The organism is Streptomyces sp. NPDC046303 (genome assembly GCF_055588085.1).
Map to the genome: position 1 here is coordinate 185,066 of NZ_JBVJFA010000001.1, position 21,096 is coordinate 206,161.

Annotated in this window: 16 protein-coding genes and 2 pseudogenes; 11 read left to right on the plus strand and 7 right to left on the minus strand. The window is 76.4% G+C overall.

All coding sequences use genetic code 11. The annotated features are described in order from the left end of the window. The first annotated feature begins 48 nt into the window (after nucleotides 1-48). The 4 genes from ACZ6I1_RS00835 to ACZ6I1_RS00850 all read left to right on the plus strand — a co-directional run bounded on the left by ACZ6I1_RS00835 (nucleotide 49) and on the right by ACZ6I1_RS00850 (nucleotide 7,814). The gene (locus ACZ6I1_RS00835) at nucleotides 49-1,203 is read left to right on the plus strand and encodes an ATP-binding protein (protein ID WP_469281645.1); all 1,155 of its coding nucleotides are present in this window, start codon (nucleotides 49-51) and stop codon (nucleotides 1,201-1,203) included. A gap of 146 nt (nucleotides 1,204-1,349) precedes the next feature. After that, complete coding sequence (locus ACZ6I1_RS00840) at nucleotides 1,350-5,096, plus strand: vWA domain-containing protein (protein WP_469282001.1); 3,747 nt, start codon at nucleotides 1,350-1,352, stop codon at nucleotides 5,094-5,096. Then, on the plus strand, nucleotides 5,093-7,099 hold the full coding sequence (locus ACZ6I1_RS00845; protein WP_469281647.1) for a hypothetical protein: 2,007 nt from the start codon (nucleotides 5,093-5,095) through the stop codon (nucleotides 7,097-7,099). Before ACZ6I1_RS00840 ends, ACZ6I1_RS00845 begins: the two co-directional genes overlap by 4 nt. Nucleotides 7,100-7,208: 109 nt before the next feature. Next, entirely contained in the window at nucleotides 7,209-7,814 is a 606-nt protein-coding gene (locus tag ACZ6I1_RS00850) for a hypothetical protein (protein ID WP_469281649.1), read from the plus strand. Here ACZ6I1_RS00850 and ACZ6I1_RS00855 read toward each other — a convergent pair. After that, nucleotides 7,798-9,474, minus strand: coding sequence for a carboxylesterase/lipase family protein (locus ACZ6I1_RS00855; RefSeq protein ID WP_469281650.1), 1,677 nt, complete (start codon nucleotides 9,472-9,474; stop codon nucleotides 7,798-7,800). The two genes, ACZ6I1_RS00850 and ACZ6I1_RS00855, sit on opposite strands and share 17 nt — an antisense overlap. A 169-nt stretch (nucleotides 9,475-9,643) precedes the next feature. Between ACZ6I1_RS00855 and ACZ6I1_RS00860 the strand changes: the two genes are divergently transcribed. Continuing rightward, a complete protein-coding gene (locus ACZ6I1_RS00860; protein WP_469281652.1) occupies nucleotides 9,644-10,639 on the plus strand; it encodes a hypothetical protein in 996 nt (331 codons plus the stop codon). A gap of 161 nt (nucleotides 10,640-10,800) precedes the next feature. Here the strand turns inward: ACZ6I1_RS00860 and ACZ6I1_RS00865 are convergent, their stop codons facing one another. The 3 genes from ACZ6I1_RS00865 to ACZ6I1_RS00875 form a co-directional block, all read right to left on the minus strand. After that, nucleotides 10,801-11,838, minus strand: coding sequence for an NAD(P)/FAD-dependent oxidoreductase (locus tag ACZ6I1_RS00865; RefSeq protein ID WP_469281654.1), 1,038 nt, complete (start codon nucleotides 11,836-11,838; stop codon nucleotides 10,801-10,803). After that, nucleotides 11,835-12,389, minus strand: coding sequence for an isoprenylcysteine carboxyl methyltransferase family protein (locus ACZ6I1_RS00870; RefSeq protein WP_469281655.1), 555 nt, complete (start codon nucleotides 12,387-12,389; stop codon nucleotides 11,835-11,837). The genes ACZ6I1_RS00865 and ACZ6I1_RS00870 overlap by 4 nt, the downstream gene beginning before the upstream one ends. Nucleotides 12,390-12,464: 75 nt before the next feature. Then, nucleotides 12,465-13,526: a type III polyketide synthase gene (locus ACZ6I1_RS00875; RefSeq protein ID WP_469281657.1), complete on the minus strand. Its 1,062-nt coding sequence runs from the start codon at nucleotides 13,524-13,526 to the stop codon at nucleotides 12,465-12,467. Between the two features lie 77 nt (nucleotides 13,527-13,603). Here ACZ6I1_RS00875 and ACZ6I1_RS00880 point away from each other — a divergent pair, with 77 nt between their 5' ends. After that, on the plus strand, nucleotides 13,604-14,500 hold the full coding sequence (locus tag ACZ6I1_RS00880; protein ID WP_469281659.1) for a UbiA family prenyltransferase: 897 nt from the start codon (nucleotides 13,604-13,606) through the stop codon (nucleotides 14,498-14,500). Between the two features lie 70 nt (nucleotides 14,501-14,570). Here the strand turns inward: ACZ6I1_RS00880 and ACZ6I1_RS00885 are convergent. Then, a pseudogene (locus ACZ6I1_RS00885) lies at nucleotides 14,571-14,783 on the minus strand (saccharopine dehydrogenase); the annotation flags it as partial. On the opposite strand from ACZ6I1_RS00885, the pseudogene ACZ6I1_RS00890 reads away from it, so the two are divergent. After that, nucleotides 14,774-15,037 (plus strand): annotated as a pseudogene (locus ACZ6I1_RS00890) (helix-turn-helix domain-containing protein); the annotation flags it as partial. The pseudogenes ACZ6I1_RS00885 and ACZ6I1_RS00890 sit on opposite strands and share 10 nt — an antisense overlap. A gap of 6 nt (nucleotides 15,038-15,043) precedes the next feature. Here ACZ6I1_RS00890 and ACZ6I1_RS00895 read toward each other — a convergent pair. Together ACZ6I1_RS00895 and ACZ6I1_RS00900 are read right to left on the minus strand one after the other, a co-directional pair. Next, nucleotides 15,044-16,078: a PHP domain-containing protein gene (locus ACZ6I1_RS00895; protein WP_469282003.1), complete on the minus strand. Its 1,035-nt coding sequence runs from the start codon at nucleotides 16,076-16,078 to the stop codon at nucleotides 15,044-15,046. A 47-nt stretch (nucleotides 16,079-16,125) separates the two neighbouring features. Continuing rightward, nucleotides 16,126-16,602, minus strand: coding sequence for a MarR family winged helix-turn-helix transcriptional regulator (locus tag ACZ6I1_RS00900; protein WP_469281661.1), 477 nt, complete (start codon nucleotides 16,600-16,602; stop codon nucleotides 16,126-16,128). 127 nt (nucleotides 16,603-16,729) lie between these two features. Here ACZ6I1_RS00900 and ACZ6I1_RS00905 point away from each other — a divergent pair, with 127 nt between their 5' ends. From ACZ6I1_RS00905 to ACZ6I1_RS00920, 4 genes are all read left to right on the plus strand, one after another. Then, a complete protein-coding gene (locus tag ACZ6I1_RS00905; RefSeq protein WP_362301864.1) occupies nucleotides 16,730-17,140 on the plus strand; it encodes an organic hydroperoxide resistance protein in 411 nt (136 codons plus the stop codon). Between the two features lie 139 nt (nucleotides 17,141-17,279). Continuing rightward, on the plus strand, nucleotides 17,280-18,917 hold the full coding sequence (locus tag ACZ6I1_RS00910; RefSeq protein WP_469281663.1) for an FAD-dependent monooxygenase: 1,638 nt from the start codon (nucleotides 17,280-17,282) through the stop codon (nucleotides 18,915-18,917). Between the two features lie 69 nt (nucleotides 18,918-18,986). Beyond that, nucleotides 18,987-20,264 (plus strand): VWA domain-containing protein, encoded by a 1,278-nt coding sequence (locus ACZ6I1_RS00915; RefSeq protein ID WP_469281665.1) that lies wholly within the window; start codon nucleotides 18,987-18,989, stop codon nucleotides 20,262-20,264. Further along, a complete protein-coding gene (locus tag ACZ6I1_RS00920) occupies nucleotides 20,264-21,061 on the plus strand; it encodes a hypothetical protein (protein WP_469281667.1) in 798 nt (265 codons plus the stop codon). The genes ACZ6I1_RS00915 and ACZ6I1_RS00920 overlap by 1 nt, the downstream gene beginning before the upstream one ends. Nucleotides 21,062-21,096: the final 35 nt, after the last annotated feature.

Here is a 21,096-nt window from a genome sequence, read left to right on the forward strand (position 1 = left end):
ATCCCGGGCCCGCCCCCTTCGTTTCCCGCACCACCCAGGAGGACTCCCATGACCCTGACCGACCAGGCCGCCGCAGCGCCGGCGCCCGCCCGGCAGGTACAGCCCGCCGAGGAGCGGTACGCCGCCGAACTCGCGTTCCTGGCCGCCCAGGACCCCGGCCCCCGCCCGCCAGGCTGGGCGCTGACCCCGCGCGCCGTCGTCACCTTCGTCTGCGGCAGCGACGGAGCCGAGCTGGCCCCGCCCCAGGGCGGCGCCAAGCGGGTCATCGCCCCCAAGTTCGTCGGCGAACGCGCCCTCGTGGAGCGCTGCGTGGTCACCCTCGCCGGGGAGCGCGGACTGCTGCTCACCGGCGAGCCGGGCACGGCCAAGTCCATGCTCAGCGAGCTGCTGGCCGCCGCCGTCTGCGGCACCAGCTCCCTCACCGTCCAGGGCACGGCCGGAACCACCGAGGACGCCTTCCGGTACGGCTGGAACTACGCGCTGCTGCTGGCCCAAGGACCGAGCGCGGGAGCCCTCGTCGACTCACCGGTGCTCTCCGCCATGCGGACCGGGCGGGTGGTACGCGTCGAGGAGATCACCCGCTGTCTGCCGGAGGTCCAGGACGCGCTGGTGTCGATCCTGTCCGACCGGCGGGTCACCGTGCCCGAACTGACCGCCACGCAGGACGCGGTGGTCAGCGCGGCCCCCGGCTTCACCGTCATCGCCACCGCGAACCTCCGCGACCGCGGCGTCTCCGAGATGTCCGCCGCCCTCAAGCGGCGCTTCAACTTCGAGACCGTCGCCCCCATCGCCGACGCGGACGCCGAGGCCACCCTCATCCGCCGCCAGGCGGTCGCCGCCGTGCAGCGGGCCGGCGCCGCCTTCGGGGTCGACGACGCCGTGCTCGACGCGCTCGTCACCGTCTTCCGCGACCTGCGCTCCGGGCGTTCCGCCGAGGGCTGGGACGTGGAGCGCCCCGGTACGGTCATGTCCACCGCCGAGGCCGTGCAGGTGGCGGCTTCGCTGGGGGTCGCGGCCGCGTACCTGCCGGGCGGAGACGTCCTGGACCTGCTTCCGGGACATCTGCTGGGCGTGGTCCGCAAGGACGACCCGGCGGACCACGGACGCCTCCTCGGCTACTGGGACGGCCCGGTCCGCCGCCGGGCCGAGGACGGCTCGGCGATGTGGCGCCGCCTCTGGGACCTGCGCGGGAGCCTGCGTTGACCACGACCGCGGCACCCGCCGATCCGGGTACGGCGCAGGAACCCGGGGCCGCCCGGCGTCCGGCCGAGGGCGCGTCCGCCGACCCGCGGGCGGCCGTCGACCCGCGGGCGGCCGTCGAGGCGCTCGCCGCGTCGCGCGAGCCGTACCTGCTGGGCGTACGCCACCACAGCCCCGCCCTGGCGGCGCTGGTCCCCGACCTGCTGGACGCCTCCGGCGCGGACCTGCTCTGCGTCGAGCTCCCGGCGGACTTCCAGCCCTGGCTGGAGCACCTGGCCGACCCGGAGACCGTCGCCCCCGTCGCCCTGGCCGGCACGGGCCGGGACGGCCGCCTGGCCTTCTACCCCTTCGCCGACTTCTCCCCGGAACTCGCCGCGATCCGCTGGGCCGCGGCGCGCGGCGCGACCGTCCTGTGCTGCGACCTCCCCCTGTCCGCCCCCGCCTGGACCCCACCGGCCGACACCACTCCGGACCGGGAGCCGGGCACGGCCCCGGCCCCGGACCCGGTCCCTGCGCGCGGACGCAGCTTCGCCGACGCGCTCGCTGCCGCCGGGACCGGACGGGACGGGGAGGACATGTGGGACCGGGCCGTCGAGGTGCTCGCGCCCGGCTGCTCCCCGGAAGCCGTACGGCGCGCCGCGCTCGGCGTCGGTTGGGCGCTGCGCGCGGACGCCGCCACCGTCCCGGCGGCCGACCTGGCACGCGAGTCCCACATGCGGGAGGTCATCGCGGGCGCCCTCGCCGCAGGCCACCGCGTGGCCGCCGTGATCGGCGCCTTCCACGCCCCGGCCCTCCTGGGCGCAGCCCCCGTAACCGCTCCCTCCGCCACGGCGGCCGAGACGATCCCGGACTCCGGCGTACGGAGCGCTCCGGGCGACGGAGCCACCGAGGACGGGGCGAAGGAGCCTGGGCTCAGGCACAGGCTCGGGGCCGGTGCCGGTGCCGGGGCCGTCCCCGCGGCAGGGGCGGAAGGCCGTAGCCCGTCCGGCGCCCCATTCGGCACCCCGTCCGGCGCGGAGCCCGGCGCCCGCCGCGTGCACGACGCCGCCGCGGGCGCGGCCGGCGCACAGGCCGTCACCTCGCTCGTGCCCTACTCCTTCGACCTGCTCGACTCCCGCTCCGGCTACCCCGCCGGGATCCGGGATCCGCTCTGGCAGCAGGCCGTTCTGGCGGCCGGTGGGGAGCCCGGCCTGGTCCGGGAGGCGGCCTCCGTGGCCGTCACCGGCCTGTGCCGGGAACTGCGCCGCGCCGGGCACACCGCCGGGACCGGCGAGGCCGCCGAGACCCTGCGGCTCGCCTGCGACCTGGCCGTCCTGCGCGGGCTCCCCGCGCCCGGCCGGGGCGAACTCCTCGAGGCCGTCGGCACCGTCCTCGGCCAGGGCGAACCGCTCGGCCGCGGCCGGGCGCTGGCCCGCGCGCTCGAGGCGGTACTCGTCGGCACCGCCCGCGGCCGGATCACCCCGCACGCCCCCCGCTCCGGCCTCGGCCCCTCCGTCGAGGCCGAGCTGGCCGAGCTGCGGCTGCCCGGCCCCGACGACCCCGCCTCCCGCGAGGTCCGCCTGGACCCGCTGCGCTCCGCCCTCGACGGCCGCCGCGAGGTACTCCTCCAGCGGCTCCTGGTCTGCGGGGCCTCCTACGGCGAACCCCTCACCGTCGCCACCACCGGCGACGGCACCGCGCTCGGCACCAAGTGGCGGCTGTCCTGGACTCCTTCGGTCCCGGCCCGCCTCGACCTCGCCGGGGTGCGCGGTGTCACCGCCGCCCAGGCCGCCGCGGGCACGCTCCGCGACACCGCCCGCCGCGCCGCCGCCGACGGCGGACCGACCCCGGCCCAGATCCTCGCCGGGCTGGCCGCCGCCGCGCGCTGCGATCTGCCCGAGCTGGTCGACGTACGCCTCCAGGAGGCGGCCGGCCTCCTGCCGCAGACCGCGACCCTGCCCGAACTCCTCGATGCCCTCGACCTCCTGGAGGCCCTCCACCGCGGCCATCTCCCCGGCACCGGTGCCGCGTCCCGCGCCACCGCCGCCGCGCTCACCGGCGAGCTGCTCGAAGCGGCCGTCCGCTCGCTGCCCGGCCTCGCCGGCAGCGAGGACGCCGCCGACGCCGCAGCCCTGGTGTCCCTCGCCGACCGCGCCGCCGCCCACCACCTCGGGCTGCGCACCGACGAGGCCCTCGCCGCCCTGGCCGCCTCCGCCTCCCCGCTGATCCAGGGCGCGGCCCTGGCCGTACGGGTCCTCCTCGACCTCGATCCGGCCGCCCGGCTCGGCGACCGCGCCGCGGGCTGGATCGACGGCGCGACCACTCCCGGCGCCCGCCGCGCCCTGACCCGCCGGCTCGGCGGAGTCCTGACCGCCGCGGGACCGCTCCTGCAGTCCTCCCCGGCCGCGCTCACCCCGCTCCTGGAACGCGTCGAGCACCTCACCGACCAGGACTTCCTCGACCGCCTCCCCGCCCTGCGGGGCGGCTTCGACACCCTGTCGCCCGCCGCCCGCGACCGGCTGCTGGACACCGTGGGCGAGCGGATCGGCGACCGGATCGACGTGGCGCTGGACGCGCCGCCCGCGCTGCTCGCCCTCTGGGCGGCCGCCGACGCCGCCGGACGCGCCGCGCTCACGAAACTCCCGCTGCCCGGGGCGCCCGTACCGGCTCCGGTCCAGGCCGGGCCGCAGGCCCCGGTGGTCTCCGCGGCGCCGGATACCGCCGAGGCGTCACCCCCGTGCCCGCGCCCGCCCGCCGAGACCGGCGGGCGGCGGCTCGCTGCCGCCGACCGCTGGCGGCTGCTGCTCGGCCGCGAACGCGACCGGCTCCCCGCGGCGGCCCGCCGCTACGCCCACGCCCTCGACGAGCTGTACGGCGCCGGCCGCGGCGAAGGCTCCGCCGACCTCGACGGCGGCCAGGGCGGCCAGGGCGGTGGCCAGGGCGGTGGCCAGGGCGCCTCCTTTCCCACCGCCCGGGAGTGGTCGCAGGAGCTGGAGGCGCTGTTCGGCCCCGAGGTACGGGAAGAGGTGCTGGGCGGAGCGGCCGAGGCGGGCCGCACCGACGTCCTCGCCCAGCTCGACCCGGCGTCCGTACGGCCCTCCGTGGAGCTGCTGAGCTCCGTCCTGTCCCTCGCCGGAGGGATGCCCGAGGCCCAACTCGCCCGGCTGCGGCCGCTGGTCAGGCGGCTGGTCAGGCGGCTGGTCGACGAACTGGCCAGGGAGCTGGCCACCCGGCTGCGCCCGGCCCTGTCCGGCCTCGCCACCCCGCGCCCCACCCGCCGCCCCGGGGGCACGCTCGACCTGGCCCGCACCCTGCGGGCCAACCTCGCGCACGCCCGGCGGCGGCCCGACGGCAGCGTGGCCGTGGTCCCCGAGCGGCCCGTGTTCAGCACCCGGGCCCGCCGCGAGAGCGACTGGCGGCTGATCCTGGTCGTCGACGTGTCCGGATCGATGGAGGCCTCCGTCATCTGGTCGGCGCTGACCGCGGCCGTGCTGGGCGGGGTACCGACCCTGTCCACCCACTTCCTCGCCTTCTCCACCCAGGTCCTGGACCTCACCGACCGGGTCGAGGACCCGCTCTCGCTGCTGCTGGAGGTCCGGGTCGGCGGCGGTACGCACATCGCGGCGGGCCTCGCGCACGCCCGCACGCTGATGACCGTCCCGAGCCGCACCCTCGTCGTCGTGGTCAGCGACTTCGAGGAGGGCGCCCCGGTCGGCGGGCTGCTCGGAGAGGTCCGCGCGCTCGCCGCCTCCGGCGCCCACCTGCTGGGCTGCGCCGCGCTCGACGACACGGGCACGCCGCGGTACTCGGTCCCGGTGGCCCGGCAACTCGTCGCCGCCGGCATGCCGGTGGCCGCCCTCAGCCCGCTCGCCCTCGCCCGCTGGGTGGGCGACCGACTCCGTGGAGAAGCCCGTTGACCACCTCACTGCCGCCCGTCGCACCCGAGGTGCTCGCCGAAGCCGTCGAGCAGCTCAGCGCGCGGCTGCGCAAGAAGCTGGACGCCGCCATCGCGAGCTGCGGTGCGCTCGCCGCGAGCGGGGCGGACGGCGCCGTCGTCCTCGGCTTCGGTGAGGACGCCGTCGTCACCCTGCGACCCGGCCCGGGAGGGGCGGTCACCGAGCCCGGCCAGGCGGTCTGCACCTGCCTGCTGGCCCCCCGCTGCCTCCACCGCGCCGCGGCGCTGGGCGCTGCCCCGCTCGCCGACCCGCCCCCGGCCACGGCCCCGGATGCGGAAGCGGCCCCGCCTGGCCCCGGTACGGGCCCCGACGCGGGCCCCACGGGCGCCGACGCGGGCCCCACGGGCCCCGGCCCGGGCCCGGTCCTGGACCCGGCCGCAGGGCCGAGCGCGGACACGGCCACAGCCACGGCCACAACCACGGCCACGGCCACGGGCGCGGCCACGGCCCCGACCATGGCCGGGGGAGTGGGCCCGGCCACGGGCGTGGCCGGGGGACCGGACCCGGCGGGCGCGCCGCCCGCGCCGCTCACCGATGCCCAGCTGCGGGCATCGGCCGCGCTCTGGCGGGTCGCCGCCGATGTCCTCGCCGCCGGGGTCACCGCCGGAGGAGCCGTCGTCCAGGCCGAGTTGCTGCGCGCCGCGCACACCGCCCGCCTCGCCGGGCTGCCGCGGGCCGAGGCGGCCGCCCTGCGCGTCGTACGAGGCCTGCGCGCCGCCCGGGCGCAGCAGGCCGGGCAGCGCATGGGCGCGCTCACCGACGCCTTCCGCGAACTCCTGCGCACCGCCGCCCTGCTGGCCGCCGGCCGCTCCGAGCCCGCCCTGACCGGCACCGCCCGCCGCGCCTACACGCCCGGCGGCAGCCTCCAGGTGTACGGCTTGTGCCGGGAGCCCGTGCTCTCCGCCACCGGCTACGGCGGAGTGGTCACCCACCTGTTGGCACCGGACGGCGCCGCGTACTCGCTCTCCGACGTGCGGCCCGGCGGACTCGCCCGGGCCCGCGGCGCGGCCTCGGCCTCCGTCGCCCTCGGCGGCGCCGTCCTCGACCACGCCGGGCTGGCCCGCGGCGGCCTGCGCATCGTCGGTGCGACCGTCTCCCCGGAAGGCCGGCTCGGCGCCGGAGGCGGGGTCAAGGCGACCCCGCTGCGCGGCATCCGCTGGACCGAGGAGCCCGCCGCGGCGCTCTTCGCCCGGCCCGCGGCCGAGGCGGTCGCCGACCGGCCCGCGGACCCCGAGGGCGCCGAACCGGCCCTGCTCGGCTGCGAGGTCGCCGTCGTGGGCTCGGCCGGCGAACACCTCCTGGTCCGCGAGACGAGGCCGGGCGCGCCCCTGCTGCGGCTGCGGCCCGCGCACCCCCACCCCGAGCTGGCGCACACGGCGAACCTGCGCCGCCTCGGCTCGTACCCCGGTCTGCTGATGCGTGTCCTGGGCCGCCCCGACCTGGACCGGGCCGCGACCCTGCGCCCCCTCGCCGTAGGCCCCGTGCCCGGCGCGGCATACACCCTGCGGCTCCCGGAGGAGTGGCTGGGCCGGGCGGACCTCGGCTACGACCGCCTCCAGGGCGCCCATTTCCCGCCGCCGGCCACCACCGAGCCCACCACCGAGCCCGTTCCCGAGCCCGCTCCCGCCGCCCCGGACCCGCTGGCCGACTCCCCGCTGTGGCGCGTACGCCGCCTCCTGGAGACGGGGGTCGCGGGCGGCCGCCGCGCCGTGGCCGAGGCGGCCCGCGGCACCGAACCCCTCGCCGCGTACGGCCCGTTGCGCCGGGCCGGGTTCACCGGGGCGGCGGAGCTGGCCGCCGCCCTCGCCGCGGAGGCCGACCGCCGCCCCCGCGACGCCTTCGGACGCCTGGCCGATCCCTCCTCCGAGGCCTACGCCCACGCCTGGCTGTCCGCGGCCACCCACCTGGCAGCGGCGGAACGCGCCCTGGTCGCCGCGTCCTGGGCGCCGTCCCCGGCCGACTGATCCGCCGATCCGCACGGGCGTGGGCGCACCCGGGTGGCGCACCTCTTTCCGCCGGGGTGGAACCAGGGCCGGTTTCCACGCCTCTTGAGGTCCAAAAAGGGTGATGACCATGACAACGAAGACGGTCGGGCGCGTGCTGGCGGCGGGGCTGCTGTGTGCGGTCCTCGCGGCATGCGGGACCAAGGGGGCGGGGCAGGCCGCGGGGCCGGCGCCCGTCCCGAGCCTCCCGCCGCAGAAGTGCGCGCTCGATGTGCCGACGGAGGAACAGACGGGCGGCTACGCGGGTCCGCCGACGGACGAGGAGACGGGCGGCTACGCGGGTCCGCCGACGGACGGGGAGACCGGCGGCCATGCCGGTCCGCCGACCGACGGCGAGACGACCGACGGCGCGATGACCAACGGCGGCGGTCCCTGCGGCCCGGCCGACTGGTTCGACATGACCCGGGACTTCCAGGCCTACTTCACCGAGCACCGCACCAGCGAAGACCACTTCATGCTTGCCGACGCGGTCAGGGAAGTGCGCGTCCGCAAGGTACACGAAGTCGGAGAGGCGCAGATCAGCTTCGTGACCCGCTCCGTGGGCAAGGGCCTTGGCGACGACGCCCGCCGGCTGGCCACGCTGTTCGCCACGTGGCGGCACGAGGTCTACGGAGACGGGGGAACGGTGCAGATCCGCACCGCCGACAGCGGAGTGGTCGTCACCGAGACCTGGTGACCCCGGGCCAGTGGGCGTCCCACAGGGCGCAGTGGTGTTCCGTCCGGGCATCGACCGGGTGGATTCCGTCCGGCCCGGGCGCCAGGGACAGGACCGAGGCCGGGGTGCGGTAGCGCGGCCACGGTGGGGCTTGCGTGGCGCGGGGGACTCCGCCGCGTGCGAAGCCGGTCCAGTAGTCGGTCATCCGGTCCGACAGCTCGCGCTGCGCGGCGGGCAGGGGCGCCAGATCGAAGAGGTAGGGCAGCTCGAAGCCGTGCGAGGCCCCGAACGGCAGCCCCGGCACCTCGGGCACGCCGGTGAAGTTGGGCGCCTGGCGGTCGGAGAACCGGTAGCCGTACGTCGGCACGTGACGGGCCAGCGCACCGCTGTCCCGCAGCGCCGGGCAGATGAACGCGGCGTCGGACAGCAGGGTCGCCCAGGCCGTCGCCGGGGTCGGGTAGGCGGCGACGGGGTACTCCGCCTCGGCCGCGCGGGCCGTCGAAGCCCCGAACGACCGTGCCAGCCGGGCCCGGTAGGCGTCCCCGTCGGGCAGCGGGTACGCCGCCAGGGTCGCTCCGACGAACAGCCGCATCTCGTCCCGCGTGGTGCCCTGCATCACCGGCACCCGGGCGAAGTGCCCGTTCTCCAGCGCCCGTCGGGGCTCCGCCGGCAACAGGGCGCCGCCGTAGGACAGCGTGGAGAAGGCCTGCATGAGGTCCGGGGTCGCCAGCTCGCGGACGTCCAGCCGGCGCAGGCAGTCCAGGACTGCGGCGGGGCCCTCGCAGCCGAGCCGGGCCGCCGCCAGGACGCCGTCCGCGACCGTGCGCCGCTCGGGCACGAAGGGTTCGTACGTACCGAGCGTGGGCAGCAGCGACCACGGCGGGATCGTGGCCGAGCACGAGCCGCTCTGCACGACCGCCCGGTGGAAGAGGCCGTCCGAGGCGGGCGAGGTGAGGTGCGCACAGACGCTGAGGGCGCCGGCCGACTCCCCGAACACCGTGACGTTGCCCGGGTCGCCGCCGAACCGCCCGGCGTTCTCCCGCACCCAGCGCAGCGCGGCCTGCTGGTCGGCGAGGGCGAAGCCGGGCGCCCCGCCCAGCTCCGGATGGCCGAACAGGCCGAAGACGCCCAGCCGGTAGTTGACGGTCACCACGATCACGCCGCCGCGGACCGCGAGCCGCTCGGGCCGGTACAGGTCCCCCGCGCCGTTGAGGAAGCCCCCGCCGTGGAACCAGACCATGACCGGCCGCCGCGGCGCGCCGCGGGCGGCGGCGCCCGCGGGCACGGTGACGTTCACGTACAGGCAGTCCTCGGAGCCGATCGGAGCGCCGGGCCCGAGCGCCGGCAGCTGCACACAGCGCGAGCCGGGGGCCGCCGCCTCGCGCACCCCCTCCCATCGGGGCGCGGGTTGCGGAAGCCGCCAGCGCAGCGCTCCCGTCGGGGGAGCGGCGTACGGGAGTCCCTGGAAGGAGCGGTGGTCCCCGTGGTCCAGGCCGCGGACCCGCCCCCGGTCGGTGTCCACGACGGGCCGGTCCACAACGGACAGGTCCGCGACTGCCCGGTCGGGCCCGTGCCGCTCCGGATCCGGCGCAGCGCCCGCCAGCAGCAGTACGGCCGGCAGGGTCAGGGTCAGGGTCAGCGGCCTTGCGCACCGGCGCCAGAAACTCCGCACACAGGTCACGCTCACGCCTTTCCCGGGGCCGCGGCGGCGCGCCCGGCGCCCCGTTTGCGCGCCCCGAATGGCGCAGTGGGCGAATCTGGCACTCAATGTAACAAAGCGTGCGCTTCCCATGACGCACGATGACCGGCGCGCGACGTGTAGACCCGCGTGTCGGCGAACGGAGCTTTCCATGAATGACCCCATCACCCTCGCGGCGACGGACCGAGAAGACCGCCGTGAGATCCCCGACACCACCCCTCCGGGCGCGCCGGGCACCCAGCCCGTACGCACCCTGCTGGACACGGCGGCCACCTGCCGCCCGCTGGAGGAGGTCACCGCCCTGGTGAGCCTCCTGAAGGACACCGGCCAGCTGCCCAATCCCGGACACGAGGCGCTGCGCACGGCCGCCGTGACCCGTCCCGTGCACGAAGTGCGGGAGATGGTCGCCCTCCTGGGCGAGCCCCCGCACGAGGTGGACGCGGCGGACATCACGCTGCGCGCCGCCGCCGTCGGCCGGCCCATCGAGGACGTGGCCCTGCTGGTGACCATCCTCGGCACCGAGGAGCCCACCCCGTCCGAACCACCCGTCGATGCGGACGGGTCCGCAGAGCCCACGCCGTCCACGCCGTCCGCGGTGTCCAGGGACGGCGGCGAGCGGGCCGAACCGCCGGGGTGGCCCGAACCGGCAGAGGAGCCGTACGTGGAGGAGCCGTTCGAGCCCCCGTACCGTGAGCTGTACGACGCCCCGTACGCGAAGCAGCGCCGGACCACCGGACCGGCCCCCGCACCGGCCCCCTCCGGCCCGCCGGTCCTGCGGCACGCCCTGCGCTGGCCGGTGGCGGTCGCCCTGCTGGTCAGCGGTGCGCTGCACCTGCCCGTCGACCCGGCGGCGCTGCCGACGGCGGCGCCCGTGGACTTCCTGCCGCTCCTCGTCACCCTGCTGTGCGTCGGCTTCGGCGCGCTGCTGGCGGTGCGGGACACCACGATGGCGTGGCGGGCCGCGGCGGCCACGGCCGTCGGTGTCGTGGCCCTGCACGTGTTCGGCGGCGCGGCGGCCTTCGACCCCCTGTCCGGGGCGGTCGGCGGGACCCTCGCCTGGGCGGGCAGCGCCGTGATGCTCAGTGCGGCGGCCGGCGCCGTCCTCGCGGGACTTGCGCTGAGGAACAGCCGGGAGAACCCGGCCTGATCCGGCGGCAACCCCGGCAACCCGGCAACCCGGCAACGGCACCCGCCGAGCGGTAAGCCGCGGTCGGACGAGCGGCACCCCGTGCGCACACCGCACGGGGTGCCGCTTCATGCCAGGCAGGTTGCGCCGGCAGGTTGCGCCGGCAGGTTGCGCCGACAGGTTCACGGCCCCGGTTGCGCCAGCAGGTTCACGGCTCGCGTGAAGACGCGCGGGAGGCGGGCCGCCAGCGGGACGATCCGCCGGGCGAGCGGCGGCCGGTGCCGTGCCCACAGCAGGGACTCGGTGAGTGTGCGGTAGCTGCGCGACAGCTCCCGCCAGGCCTGTTCGTACGCCTGTGGCCGCCCCGCCCGTACGCAGCGCACCAGTTCGCCCGCCGCCGTCACGGCCAGGGTGAGGCCCTCGCCGGTCAGCGCGTCCACGTACCCGGCGGCGTCCCCGACGAACAGCACGCGCCCCGCCACCCGTACGCGGGCCCCTTGGCGCAGCGGCCCGGCGCCGCGCACCGGCGCCCCGGGGGAGGCGGGCAGCCGCGCCGCCAGCAGCGGGAACCGGGCGAGCTGTACGTCGAACGGGGCCTGCTCCGTGGTCAGGACGGCCACGCCGATCCGGTCGGGCGCGAGCGGGGTGACGTACGCCTCGCAATGCGCCGACCAGTGCACCTCGACCAGATCGCTCCACGGTTCGACGGTGTAGTGGCGGCGCAGGCCGTACCGCGCGGGCCGGCCCGGCGCGGGCGGCACGGACAGGCCGAGAGCGCGCCGGACGGGGGAGTGCAGCCCGTCCGCGGCGACGAGGTAACGGGCCGTGAGCCCGGCGGCGTTGACGGTGTCGCCGGCCTGGCTGACCCCGTCGACGCGCTGCCGGAGCACCCGTACGCCCAGCTGCGCGGCCCGTTCCGCCAGCGCCGCCTGGAGGACGGTCCGCCGGACGCCGAGACCGGGACCGGAGTGGAACAGCCCGTCCGCGTGCCGCCCGCTCACGCCGTCCACGTAGCGGATGCCGTGGAACGGCTGCCCGGCCACGCCGACGCCCAGCTCCCGCAGCCGGGCGACCGCCCCGGGCATCAGCCCTTCGCCGCAGGCCTTGTCGACGGGAGTGGGGCGGGGTTCGACGACCACGACCTCCAGGCCCGCCAGAGCGCCGTGGATGGCCGTCGCCAGACCGGCCGGGCCGCCGCCCGCGATCAGCAGGTCGATCACGAGGGGGAGCCGGCCGTCGGGACGGAGGCGGGGGCGCGCAGCCGTCCGCCGTCCGTCAGCGCGGCGTCCTCGCAGCCGATCCGCACGCGCAGGAGCAGCAGGTTGAGCGCCGTGAAGCCGAGGGCGGTCAGCCAGGCGGTGTGCACCAGCGGCAGGGCGGCGCCCTCCACGACTACCGCCACGTAGTTGGGATGGCGCATCCACCGGTACGGCCCGGCCGCCACGAGCGGCAGCCCCGGTACGACCAGCACCCGCGTGTTCCAGCGCGGTCCGAGGGTCGCGATGCACCACCAGCGCAGGGCTTGCGCCGCGAGGGCCAGGGCGAGGGCCGTCCAGCCGAGCGCGGGCAGGAACGGGCGCCCGGCGGCCCAGGGTTCCACCGCGCAGCCCGCCAGCAGCGCGATGTGCAGGGCGACCATCGCGGGGTAGTGGCCGCGGCCGTACTCGCGGCCGCCCCGGGCCAGGCTCCATGCCGCGTGGCGGCGGGCCGTGGCCAGTTCGGCGAGCCGCTCGGCTGCGACCAGGCCGATGAGCAGCAGATACCAGGTCATGGACGGAGTGAGGGCCATGGAGTCACCAGCCAGGTGTGTGGGGGATCAAGGGAGGCGGGGGCCTGAGCGGCAGGGTCACCAGCGGAGCAGGACGAGTTCGGAGGCGAAGCCCGGCCCGAAGGCGAGCATCAGCCCGACCGATCCGGGCGGCGGGGGCCCCGCGCTCTGGATGCCGCCCAGGATGTGCAGGACGGAGGCCGAGGAGAGGTTGCCGACGGCCGCCAGCGAGCGGTGGCTCGCCGCGAAGGCCGATTCGGGCAGCGTCAGGGCCTCGCCCAGCGCGTCGAGGATCTTCGGTCCTCCGGGGTGGCAGATCCAGGCGTCCACGTCCGAGGGCTTGAGGTCGTGCGCGGCGAGGAACGTCTCCACCTCCTCGGCCACGTGCAGCCTGACCAGGTCGGGGAGTTCGCGGCCCAGGACCATGCGCAGGCCCCAGTGGCCGATGTCCCAGCCGAGCAGGTGCTCGGTGCCCGGGTAGAGGCGGCTGCGCGCGGCCACCACCGAAGGTCCGGCGCCCGTGGCGTGCAGCGGGTGGTCGCGGCCCACCGCGACGAGCGCGCCCGCCCCGTCGCCGAACAGGGCCCCGGCCACGAGGTTCGCCATCGAGGTGTCCGTGGACTGCAGGGTGAGCGAACACAGCTCCGTGGACAGCAGCAGGGCCGCGTGGCCGGGCCGGCCCGTCAGGTGGTCGTGGAGGTGGCCGACACCTGCGGCGCCCGCCGCGCAGCCGAGACCGAAGAGCGGCACCCGCCGTACGTCGGGACGCAGGCCGGCGCGCGTGGCGAGGCGGGCCTCCAGCGAGGGCGTCGCGAGCCCGGTCACCGTGGTCGACATGACGAGGTCGATCTCCGGCGCCGCCAGACCGGCCTCGGCGAGGGCCAGCTCGAGGGCCCGGCCGCCGAGCTCGAGGGCCGCGTCCAGGAACAGGGCGTTGGTCGTGCCGAAGTCGTTCGACGGCCCGTACCGGTCCAGGGGGAGGGCGAGATGCCGGCTGCGCACGCGTACGGAGGCGTGCACCCGGTGCAGCAGGGCGGTGTCGGAGCCCGGCGGGAGGAAGCGGGCGAGCGCGGCCGTGATCTCGGCCTGCGGATGGCGATGGGGCGGGAACACGCTGCTCACTGCCAGGACACGCGTCATTCGTTCACCATAGGAAAACAACTGACACATCGTAATGAATGAGGCGAACCGGGCGCGGCGCGGCGTAGCGTGTCGCCGTGCCCGCGCGAACCACGCAAGCCGGATCCGCCACCCCGCCGACCGCCCCCGCCGTACGCCGCAGCCGCGGCGCCGCGGCCGCAGGGCTGCTGGCGGCCTGCCATCCGCTGCCCGCGGCGGCCGTCACCCTCTTCACCGCGGCGCTCGCGGCCGCCGCGGGGCACGGCCTCGCGCGAGGGGCCGCCACGGTGGGAGCGGTCGCCGCCGGGCAGCTCTCGGTCGGCTGGTGCAACGACCGGGCCGACCTGCGGCGCGACCTGGCCGTGGGGCGGCGGGACAAACCCCTGGTGGCGGGTGCGGTGCCACCCGCCGCCGTGACCCGCGCGGCGGGCCTGGCCCTGCTGGCCTGCGTCCCCCTCTCGCTGGCCTGCGGGCTGCTCGCCGGGGCCGTCCATCTCGCCGCGGTGGCAGCCGCCTGGGCGTACAACCTGTGGCTGAAGCGCACGGCCGCGTCCTGGCTCCCGTACGCGCTGGCCTTCGGCCTCCTGCCCGCCTTCGTCACCCTCGGCCTGCCCGGCACGCCATGGCCGCCGGCCTGGCTCACGGGGGCCGCCGCCCTGCTGGGCGCGGGCGCGCACTTCGCGAACGTGCTGCCGGACATCGCCGACGACCTGGCCACCGGGGTGGTGGGCCTGCCCCAGCGGCTGGGCGCCCGCCGCTCGGGTCCGCTGGCCGCGGTCCTCGTCCTCGGCTCGGCGGCCGCCCTGGTGGCGGGGCCGCCGGGACGGGTGACGGCGTACGGCTGGGCCCTGCTGGCGGGGACGGCGGCCACGCTGCTCCTCGCCGGCCTGCGTCCGGCCGGGAGGCTGCCCTTCCTGGCCGTACTGGCCGTGGCCGGAGCCGACGTCCTGCTGCTGGTCGTCGAACTCGGCGGGGAGGCGGCCGTCTCCCGCTGACGGTGCGCCACCCGGGCAGACGGCCGCGCGTCCGGCCGGGAGCGAGCGCCCGCACGCCGCCGACGCGGCTTTACGGGCGCAGGTCGAGCGAAAGGTGCGCGGACAGGGCGCGGAGGAAATCGGGCGCGTCGAAAGCCGCGCCGGCGGAGGCGACACCGACCGTCCTGGTCCGTCCGGTGAGGGCCCGGTGGACCGCCTCCACCGCGAGGGGCGCGCTGACGGCGTAGATGTCCCGGCCGCTCGCCACGGCGCGCCGCTCCTCCCCGCCGGAACGCACGACCACAGAACATGAGCGCACGCCACCTCGGCCGCCACTTCAGGTCGGTGACCGGCACCACCCCCTTGCAATGGCTGCTGACCCAGCGGATCCGGCGCGCCCAGGAGCTGCTGGAGGCCACCGGCGACAGCGTCGAAGCCATCGCGGCGGCGACCGGCATGGGCACCGCCACGACGCTCCGCCGGCACTTCAACCGCACCGTCGGCGTACCCCCGGACACCTACCGCCGCACCTTCCGCAGCGCGCGAGCCGCCCCCTGATCCCGTCTACGGCGCCTGCCGGGTGCGGGTCCAGGACAGGAGCCCGTCCGCCGTCCAGGTGTTGACCACGCGCTCGGCCGGGACCCCGCACTCCACGGCCCGTTCGCAGCCGAGGGGCTGCCAGTCCAGCTGACCGGGGGCGTGCGCGTCCGTGTCGATCGCGAAGAAGGTCCCGGCGGCCACGGCGAGGCGCAGCAGCGGCCGGGGCGGGTCCAGCCGCTCGGGCCGGCTGTTGATCTCCACCGCGGTACCGGACTCCGCGCAGGCCGCGAAGACGGCCTCGGCGTCGAACCGGGAGGGCGGCCTGGTCCGGCCGGTGACCAGCCGCCCCGTGCAGTGGCCCAGTACGTCCATGAGGGGGTTGCGCACGGCCGCCAGCATCCGCCGGGTCATGGCGGGAGCGTCCATCCGCAGCTTCGAGTGGACGGAGCCGACGACGAGGTCGAGCCGGTCGAGGAGGTCCGGTTCCTGGTCGAGCGAACCGTCGTCGAGGATGTCGCACTCGATGCCGGTCAGCAGCCTGAACGGTGCCCAGCTCTCGTTGAGCTCCGCCACCACCCGCAGCTGTTCGCGCAGCCGCTCCGGGGACAGCCCCCGGGCGATGGTGAGCCGCGGCGAGTGGTCGGTGAGCACGGCGTACTCGTGCCCCAGCGAGGCCGCGGCCCGGCCCATCGCCTCGATCGGGCTGCCTCCGTCGGACCAGTCCGAGTGCACGTGGCAGTCCCCGCGCAGCGCCGCCCGCAGGGCGGCGGCCCCGGGCGTGGACGGCGGGCCCCCGGGGTGTGCGGCGGCCTCGTCCTCGAGCTTTTGCAGATAGCCCGGGACGGCCCCGCCGAGCGCCTCCCGTACGACCTGGGCGGTCTTGGGACCGATGCCCTTGACCGCTTCCAGGGATCCGGCGGCCGCGCGTTCGGCCGTCTCGCGCTCGCCCATGCGCTCGACCGCTGCCGCGGCCGTGCGGAAGGCCCGGACCCGGTAGGTGGGCTCCCGGGCGCGCTCCAGCAGAAAGGCGATCCGGTCCAGAGCGGCCACCGGGTCCATCGGCATACCTCCTGCCTCCCGGACCCAGTGTCCGGCGCCGAGCCCGCTTACGCCTCCTGCGGGACCGCGGCGTCGAGCGCGGCAGTGAGGCGGTTCAGGCGGGTCTGGAGCTCGACGATCTCCGCCAGCTCGAAGCCGGTCGCGGCCGCGATCCGGCGCGGGACCTCCGCCGCGCGGGCGCGCAGCGCGGCCCCCTCCCCGGTGAGGTGGGCGTGCACGGACCGCTCGTCCTCGGTGCTGCGCTCGCGGCGCACCAGGCCCGCCGCCTCCAGCCGCTTGAGCAGCGGGGACAGCGTCCCGGAGTCCAGGCGCAGGTGCTGCCCGATCTCCTTGACCGGCAGTTCGCCGTGCTCCCACAGCACCAGCATCACCAGGTACTGGGGGTAGGTCAGGCCCAGGTCCTTGAGGACCACCCGGTAGAGGCCTCCGAAGGCGCGGCTCGCCGCGTTCAGCGCGAAGCAGATCTGGCCGTCCAGGCGCAGGAAGTCCTGGTCGGGGCGGAGTGCGGTCGGCTTCTCGGTCATGGAGGCCAGTGTACCCGGGGAGCGTGTGCAAGGCATTTAATTGTGCACAACTGAATTGCGTGCTCTAATGGTGGAGCGCGGTCGACCAGCGGCCGCCGCAACGGACATTTCTGCGAGAGGAACTCCGATGGACGCGCTGTACACCGCTGTCGCCACCGCCAACGGCCGCGAGGGCCGCACCGTCAGCTCCGACGGACAGCTCGACCTCGCCCTCGCCATGCCCCCGGCGCTCGGCGGCAACGGCCAGGGCACCAACCCCGAGCAGCTCTTCGCCGCCGGCTACGCCGCCTGCTTCGCCAGCGCCCTCGGCCTGGTCGGCCGCCAGGCCAAGGTCGACACCAGCGAGGTGTCGGTCACGGCCGAGGTCTCCATCGGCAAGGACGGCGCCGGCTTCGGCCTGGCCGCGGTCCTGCGCGTCGAGCTCCCCGAGTCCCTGGCGGGCGAGACGGGCGCCCTGCTGGTCAAGCAGGCGCACGAGGTCTGCCCGTACTCCCGTGCCACGCGCGGCAACATCGACGTGGACCTCGTCATCGAGTAGGCGCAGACGCGCAGAGGCATCGGGCACCCGTCGGGCCGACGACGGGGTGAAGATGCCGGACGCCCGGCGGGCGGCCACCATGGAGGGGCACCCGCCCCCCACGGGCCGCCCGCCGGGGGCCGCACGCTGGGAGGCGCCAGTGGCGCAGACCTTCACCACAGACGTCCTGGTCGCGGGCGCCGGCCCGGTCGGGCTGACCGCCGCCGTGGAGCTCCGCAGGCGCGGGATCTCCTGCCGGATCGTCGACCGGCTGCCCGCCCGGCTCCCGTTCGCCAAGGCGGTGGGCATCCAGCCGCGCACCCTCGAGCTCTGGGACCGGATGGGACTGGTCCGCTCCGCCCTGGAAGCGGCCGTCCCGCTGCGCGGCCAACTGACGTACGTCGACGGCGCCGAACAGCCCCGCCTCGAGTTCCGGCTGCCGCCCGAGGTGCCCTACGGGTTCGCCGCGCTGCCGCAGTACGAGACCGAGCGCATCCTCGACGAGTTCCTGGCCCGCTTCGGGACCGCGGTCGAACGCGGAACCGAGCTCGTGTCGTTCGCGCAGGACGCCGACGGGGTGACCTGCCGGCTGCTCACCCCCTCCGGCGCGGAGGAAGAGGTACGGACCCGGTTCCTGGTGGGCTGCGACGGCGCGCACAGCATCGTCCGCAAGGGACTCGGGCTCAGCTACGAAGGCGGCGCCTTCCCCGAGGAGTTCATGCTCGCCGACGTGGAGGCCGACTGGGACCTGCCGCACGAGTACGCCGTCCGCGCCATGCACCGGGGAGCCGACGGCGCGATCGACGACGTGCTGGTGTGCATCCCGCTGCCCGGACGCGGCCGCTACCGCATGTCGATGTTCGTACCGCCCGAACTCTCGGCCGCCCGGCAGGCCGACCCCGCCGACGACGACGTCGCCCACGGCCTGCAGGCCGGCCGGGCCCCCGGACTCCCCGACGTCCAGGCCGTCCTGGACCGGCTGGCGCCGCGACCGGCCACCGCTTCCCGCATCCGCTGGTCCTCCGTGTTCCGCATCAGCCACCGCATCGTCGACCGGTACGCCGACGGGCGGGTCTTCGTCGCCGGAGACGCGGCGCACATCCACCCCCCGACCGGCGCCCAGGGCATGAACACCGGCATCCAGGACGCCTGGAACCTGGCCTGGAAACTCGCCCTCGCCGTCGAAGGCCGCGCCCACCCCGGCCTCCTCGCGAGCTACGACACCGAACGCCGCCCCGTCGGCGAGGAGGTCGTCGGCCGCACCGTGCGGCACGCCGCCGCGGGCGTCCAGGCCGACCGGGACGACCCGCAGACCGTGATGTCGCGCGAGGCCCAACTGCTCGTCGCGTACCGGGGCAGCCCGGTCGTGGACCCGCCCGGCGAGGGCCCGGGACCCCGGCCGGGCGACCGGGCGCCGGACTGCGGCGGCCTCACCGGGCAGATCGCCGCCTACCCGCTGCGCCTGTACGACCTGCTGCGCGACCGGGGACACGTCCTGCTCGTCCACGGCAGCGGGCCGGAGACCGGCGAACTGGCGCGGACGGCACGGGAGTCCTCGGCGGACCGGATGGAGACCTGCGTGCTCCTCGATCCCGGCGCACCGGCCGGCTCCGCGCCGAGCGGGCTGCCGGCGTACCGCGACACCGGCGGCGAATTCGCCCGCCTCTACGCGGTGGACGGGCCGACGGCCTTCGTGATCCGCCCGGACGGCTACCTCGCCGCCCGCCTCAGCCCACCCGACCCCGCAGCGCTCGCCGCCCATCTCGCGACCACCTTCGCCCCGCCCCCTCAGCCATAGCCGCACCCCGGAAGACCCGGGCCGGCGACCCGTTTTGGAATGCCGGACGATCCTCAATACGATCCGGCGATGATCACAAGAAAACGGCTTGCGGCCCGGGCGTGCGGCCTGCTCGCCGCCCTGGCCGTCGGGCTCTTCCCGGCGAGCGCCACCGCCGCCGACGGGCCGACGGCGAAGGAACCCCCGAAGGTCGATCTCGTCCTCGACGTCAGCGGCTCGATGCGGGCGAACGACATCGACGGCCAGTCCCGGATGGCCGCCGCCAAGCAGGCCTTCAACGAGGTCATCGACGCGGTCCCCGACGAAGTACGGCTCGGCATACGCACCTTGGGCGCCACCTACCCCGGCGAGGACAAGGCGCTCGGCTGCAAGGACACCAGGCAGCTGTACCCGGTGGGGCCGCTGAACCGGACTGAGGCGAAGACCGCCGTCGCGACCCTCGCCCCCACCGGCTGGACCCCCATCGGCCCCGCCCTGCTCGCCGCGGCCCAGGACCTGGACGGCGGTGACGGCACCAAGCGGATCGTCCTCATCACCGACGGCGAGGACACCTGCGCCCCGCTCGACCCCTGTGAAGTCGCCCGCGACATCGCCGCCAAGGGCATCCACCTGGTCATCGACACCCTCGGCCTGGTCCCGGACGCCAAGATCCGGGCCCAGCTCACCTGCATCGCCGAGGCCACCGGCGGCACCTACACCTCGGTGCAGCACACCGCCGAACTCTCCAGCAGGGTGAAACAACTCGTCGACCGGGCCGCCGAACCGGTCGTCAACCCCGTCGCCACCGAGGGCGCGAAGCAGTGCGCGAACGCGCCCGTGCTGAAGCCCGGCCTCTACAGCGACCGCGAGACCTTCGGCGAACACCGCTGGTACCGGGTCGAGGTCCGCCCCGGCCAGGAGCTGCGCGCCTCGGCGAGCATCGCCGCCGACCGCGCCGTCAACAACGACTACGGCATCCTCCTGCGCGCCACCACGGTGCACGGCCGCGAGATCGTCCGGGGATCGGAGGCGGGTGACGGCCGCACCGACGTCCTCTCGACGGGCCTGCGCTACCCGAAGGCCGAGATCGACGGAGCGGACGACGCCGCGAACGAGGCGCCGGAGACCGTCTGCATCCAGGTCAGCAATTCCTTCTCCGCCCCCGCCTCCGTCAAGACCACCCCCGGCATGCCCGTCGAGCTGACCATCGACGTGGTGGACGGACCGGACGGGACGTCCGACGCGGCCGCCTTCGGCCTGGGCCGCGGCTGGTGGCTGCTGGCCGTCCTGGCCCTCGTCGGGCTGGCCGCCGGTGTGGTGTGGGGATGGATCTCGCGCTGGCGCATCTCCGTCTGGAGGACCAACTGATGGGTTCCGTACGCACCCTGACCGCAGCCCTGCTCGCCGCGGCCGCCGCCCTCACGGTGGTGGCCGGGACGGCCTCGGCCGACACCCCCTCGGCGAGCCCGAGCCCCCGCTCGGCCTCCGCCAAGGACGAGGCCGCCCCGACCGAGGCGGGTACCGGCTTCCGTACCGCCGCGGCGTTCCGCCCCGGCCAGAAGGCCACGGCGGGCGCGTCCACCGGCGACTACCTCTACTGGGTCCTCCCCGTGGACGCGCAGCAGCGCCTGACCGTGAAGGCCACGGTCACCCTGCCCGAGGCCAAGGTCCGGCACGGCGCCTCCACCTGGCAGCTCGACGTGTACGACGGACTGCGCCGCCGCCAGCCGTGCACCTACGGCATGCAGACCCGGGCCGCGGCCCGGGAAGCCGCCTCGGTGGAACTGTCCTGCACCCTGCGCACGGTCCGCGCCGGAGCCGAGCAGTGGGCCAACGACCCGCTGCCGGGCAGCTACTACGTACGCCTGACCGTCGCCGGCGTACCGGAGGAGGACCTCGGTCTGCCGATCCGCGCGGCCGTCGAAGCCTCCGTCCAGGAGACCGGTGGCGCCCACGCCGTGGACGGGGCCCTCTCCACGCCGCTGGTCCCCGCCACCGTGACCGGCTCCCTGCGCGAGCCCGAGGACGGCTGGTCCGGCGGCTGGTGGTCCGACCGCTGGATCTGGACCGCGGCGGGCGGGGTACTGGCCGCCCTCGCGGGCGTCCTCGGCCACTCCCTGACGCGCGGCTCGGGCCGCCCGTCCCGGGTGCCGCCGCGCGCCTGACCGCGGCGCCACCACGGCCGACGGCCGCGGCCCGG

Bases quoted from the DNA above. Each gene is read 5' to 3' on its own strand.
- ACZ6I1_RS00895 (WP_469282003.1), bottom strand. From the start codon at position 16,078: ATGGACCCGGTGGCCGCTCTGGACCGGATCGCCTTTCTGCTGGAGCGC.
- ACZ6I1_RS00900 (WP_469281661.1), bottom strand. From the start codon at position 16,602: ATGACCGAGAAGCCGACCGCACTCCGCCCCGACCAGGACTTCCTGCGC.
- ACZ6I1_RS00835 (WP_469281645.1), top strand. From the start codon at position 49: ATGACCCTGACCGACCAGGCCGCCGCAGCGCCGGCGCCCGCCCGGCAG.
- ACZ6I1_RS00920 (WP_469281667.1), top strand. From the start codon at position 20,264: ATGGGTTCCGTACGCACCCTGACCGCAGCCCTGCTCGCCGCGGCCGCC.
- ACZ6I1_RS00870 (WP_469281655.1), bottom strand. From the start codon at position 12,389: ATGACCTGGTATCTGCTGCTCATCGGCCTGGTCGCAGCCGAGCGGCTC.
- ACZ6I1_RS00860 (WP_469281652.1), top strand. From the start codon at position 9,644: ATGAATGACCCCATCACCCTCGCGGCGACGGACCGAGAAGACCGCCGT.
- ACZ6I1_RS00875 (WP_469281657.1), bottom strand. From the start codon at position 13,526: ATGACGCGTGTCCTGGCAGTGAGCAGCGTGTTCCCGCCCCATCGCCAT.
- ACZ6I1_RS00915 (WP_469281665.1), top strand. From the start codon at position 18,987: ATGATCACAAGAAAACGGCTTGCGGCCCGGGCGTGCGGCCTGCTCGCC.
- ACZ6I1_RS00850 (WP_469281649.1), top strand. From the start codon at position 7,209: ATGACAACGAAGACGGTCGGGCGCGTGCTGGCGGCGGGGCTGCTGTGT.
- ACZ6I1_RS00905 (WP_362301864.1), top strand. From the start codon at position 16,730: ATGGACGCGCTGTACACCGCTGTCGCCACCGCCAACGGCCGCGAGGGC.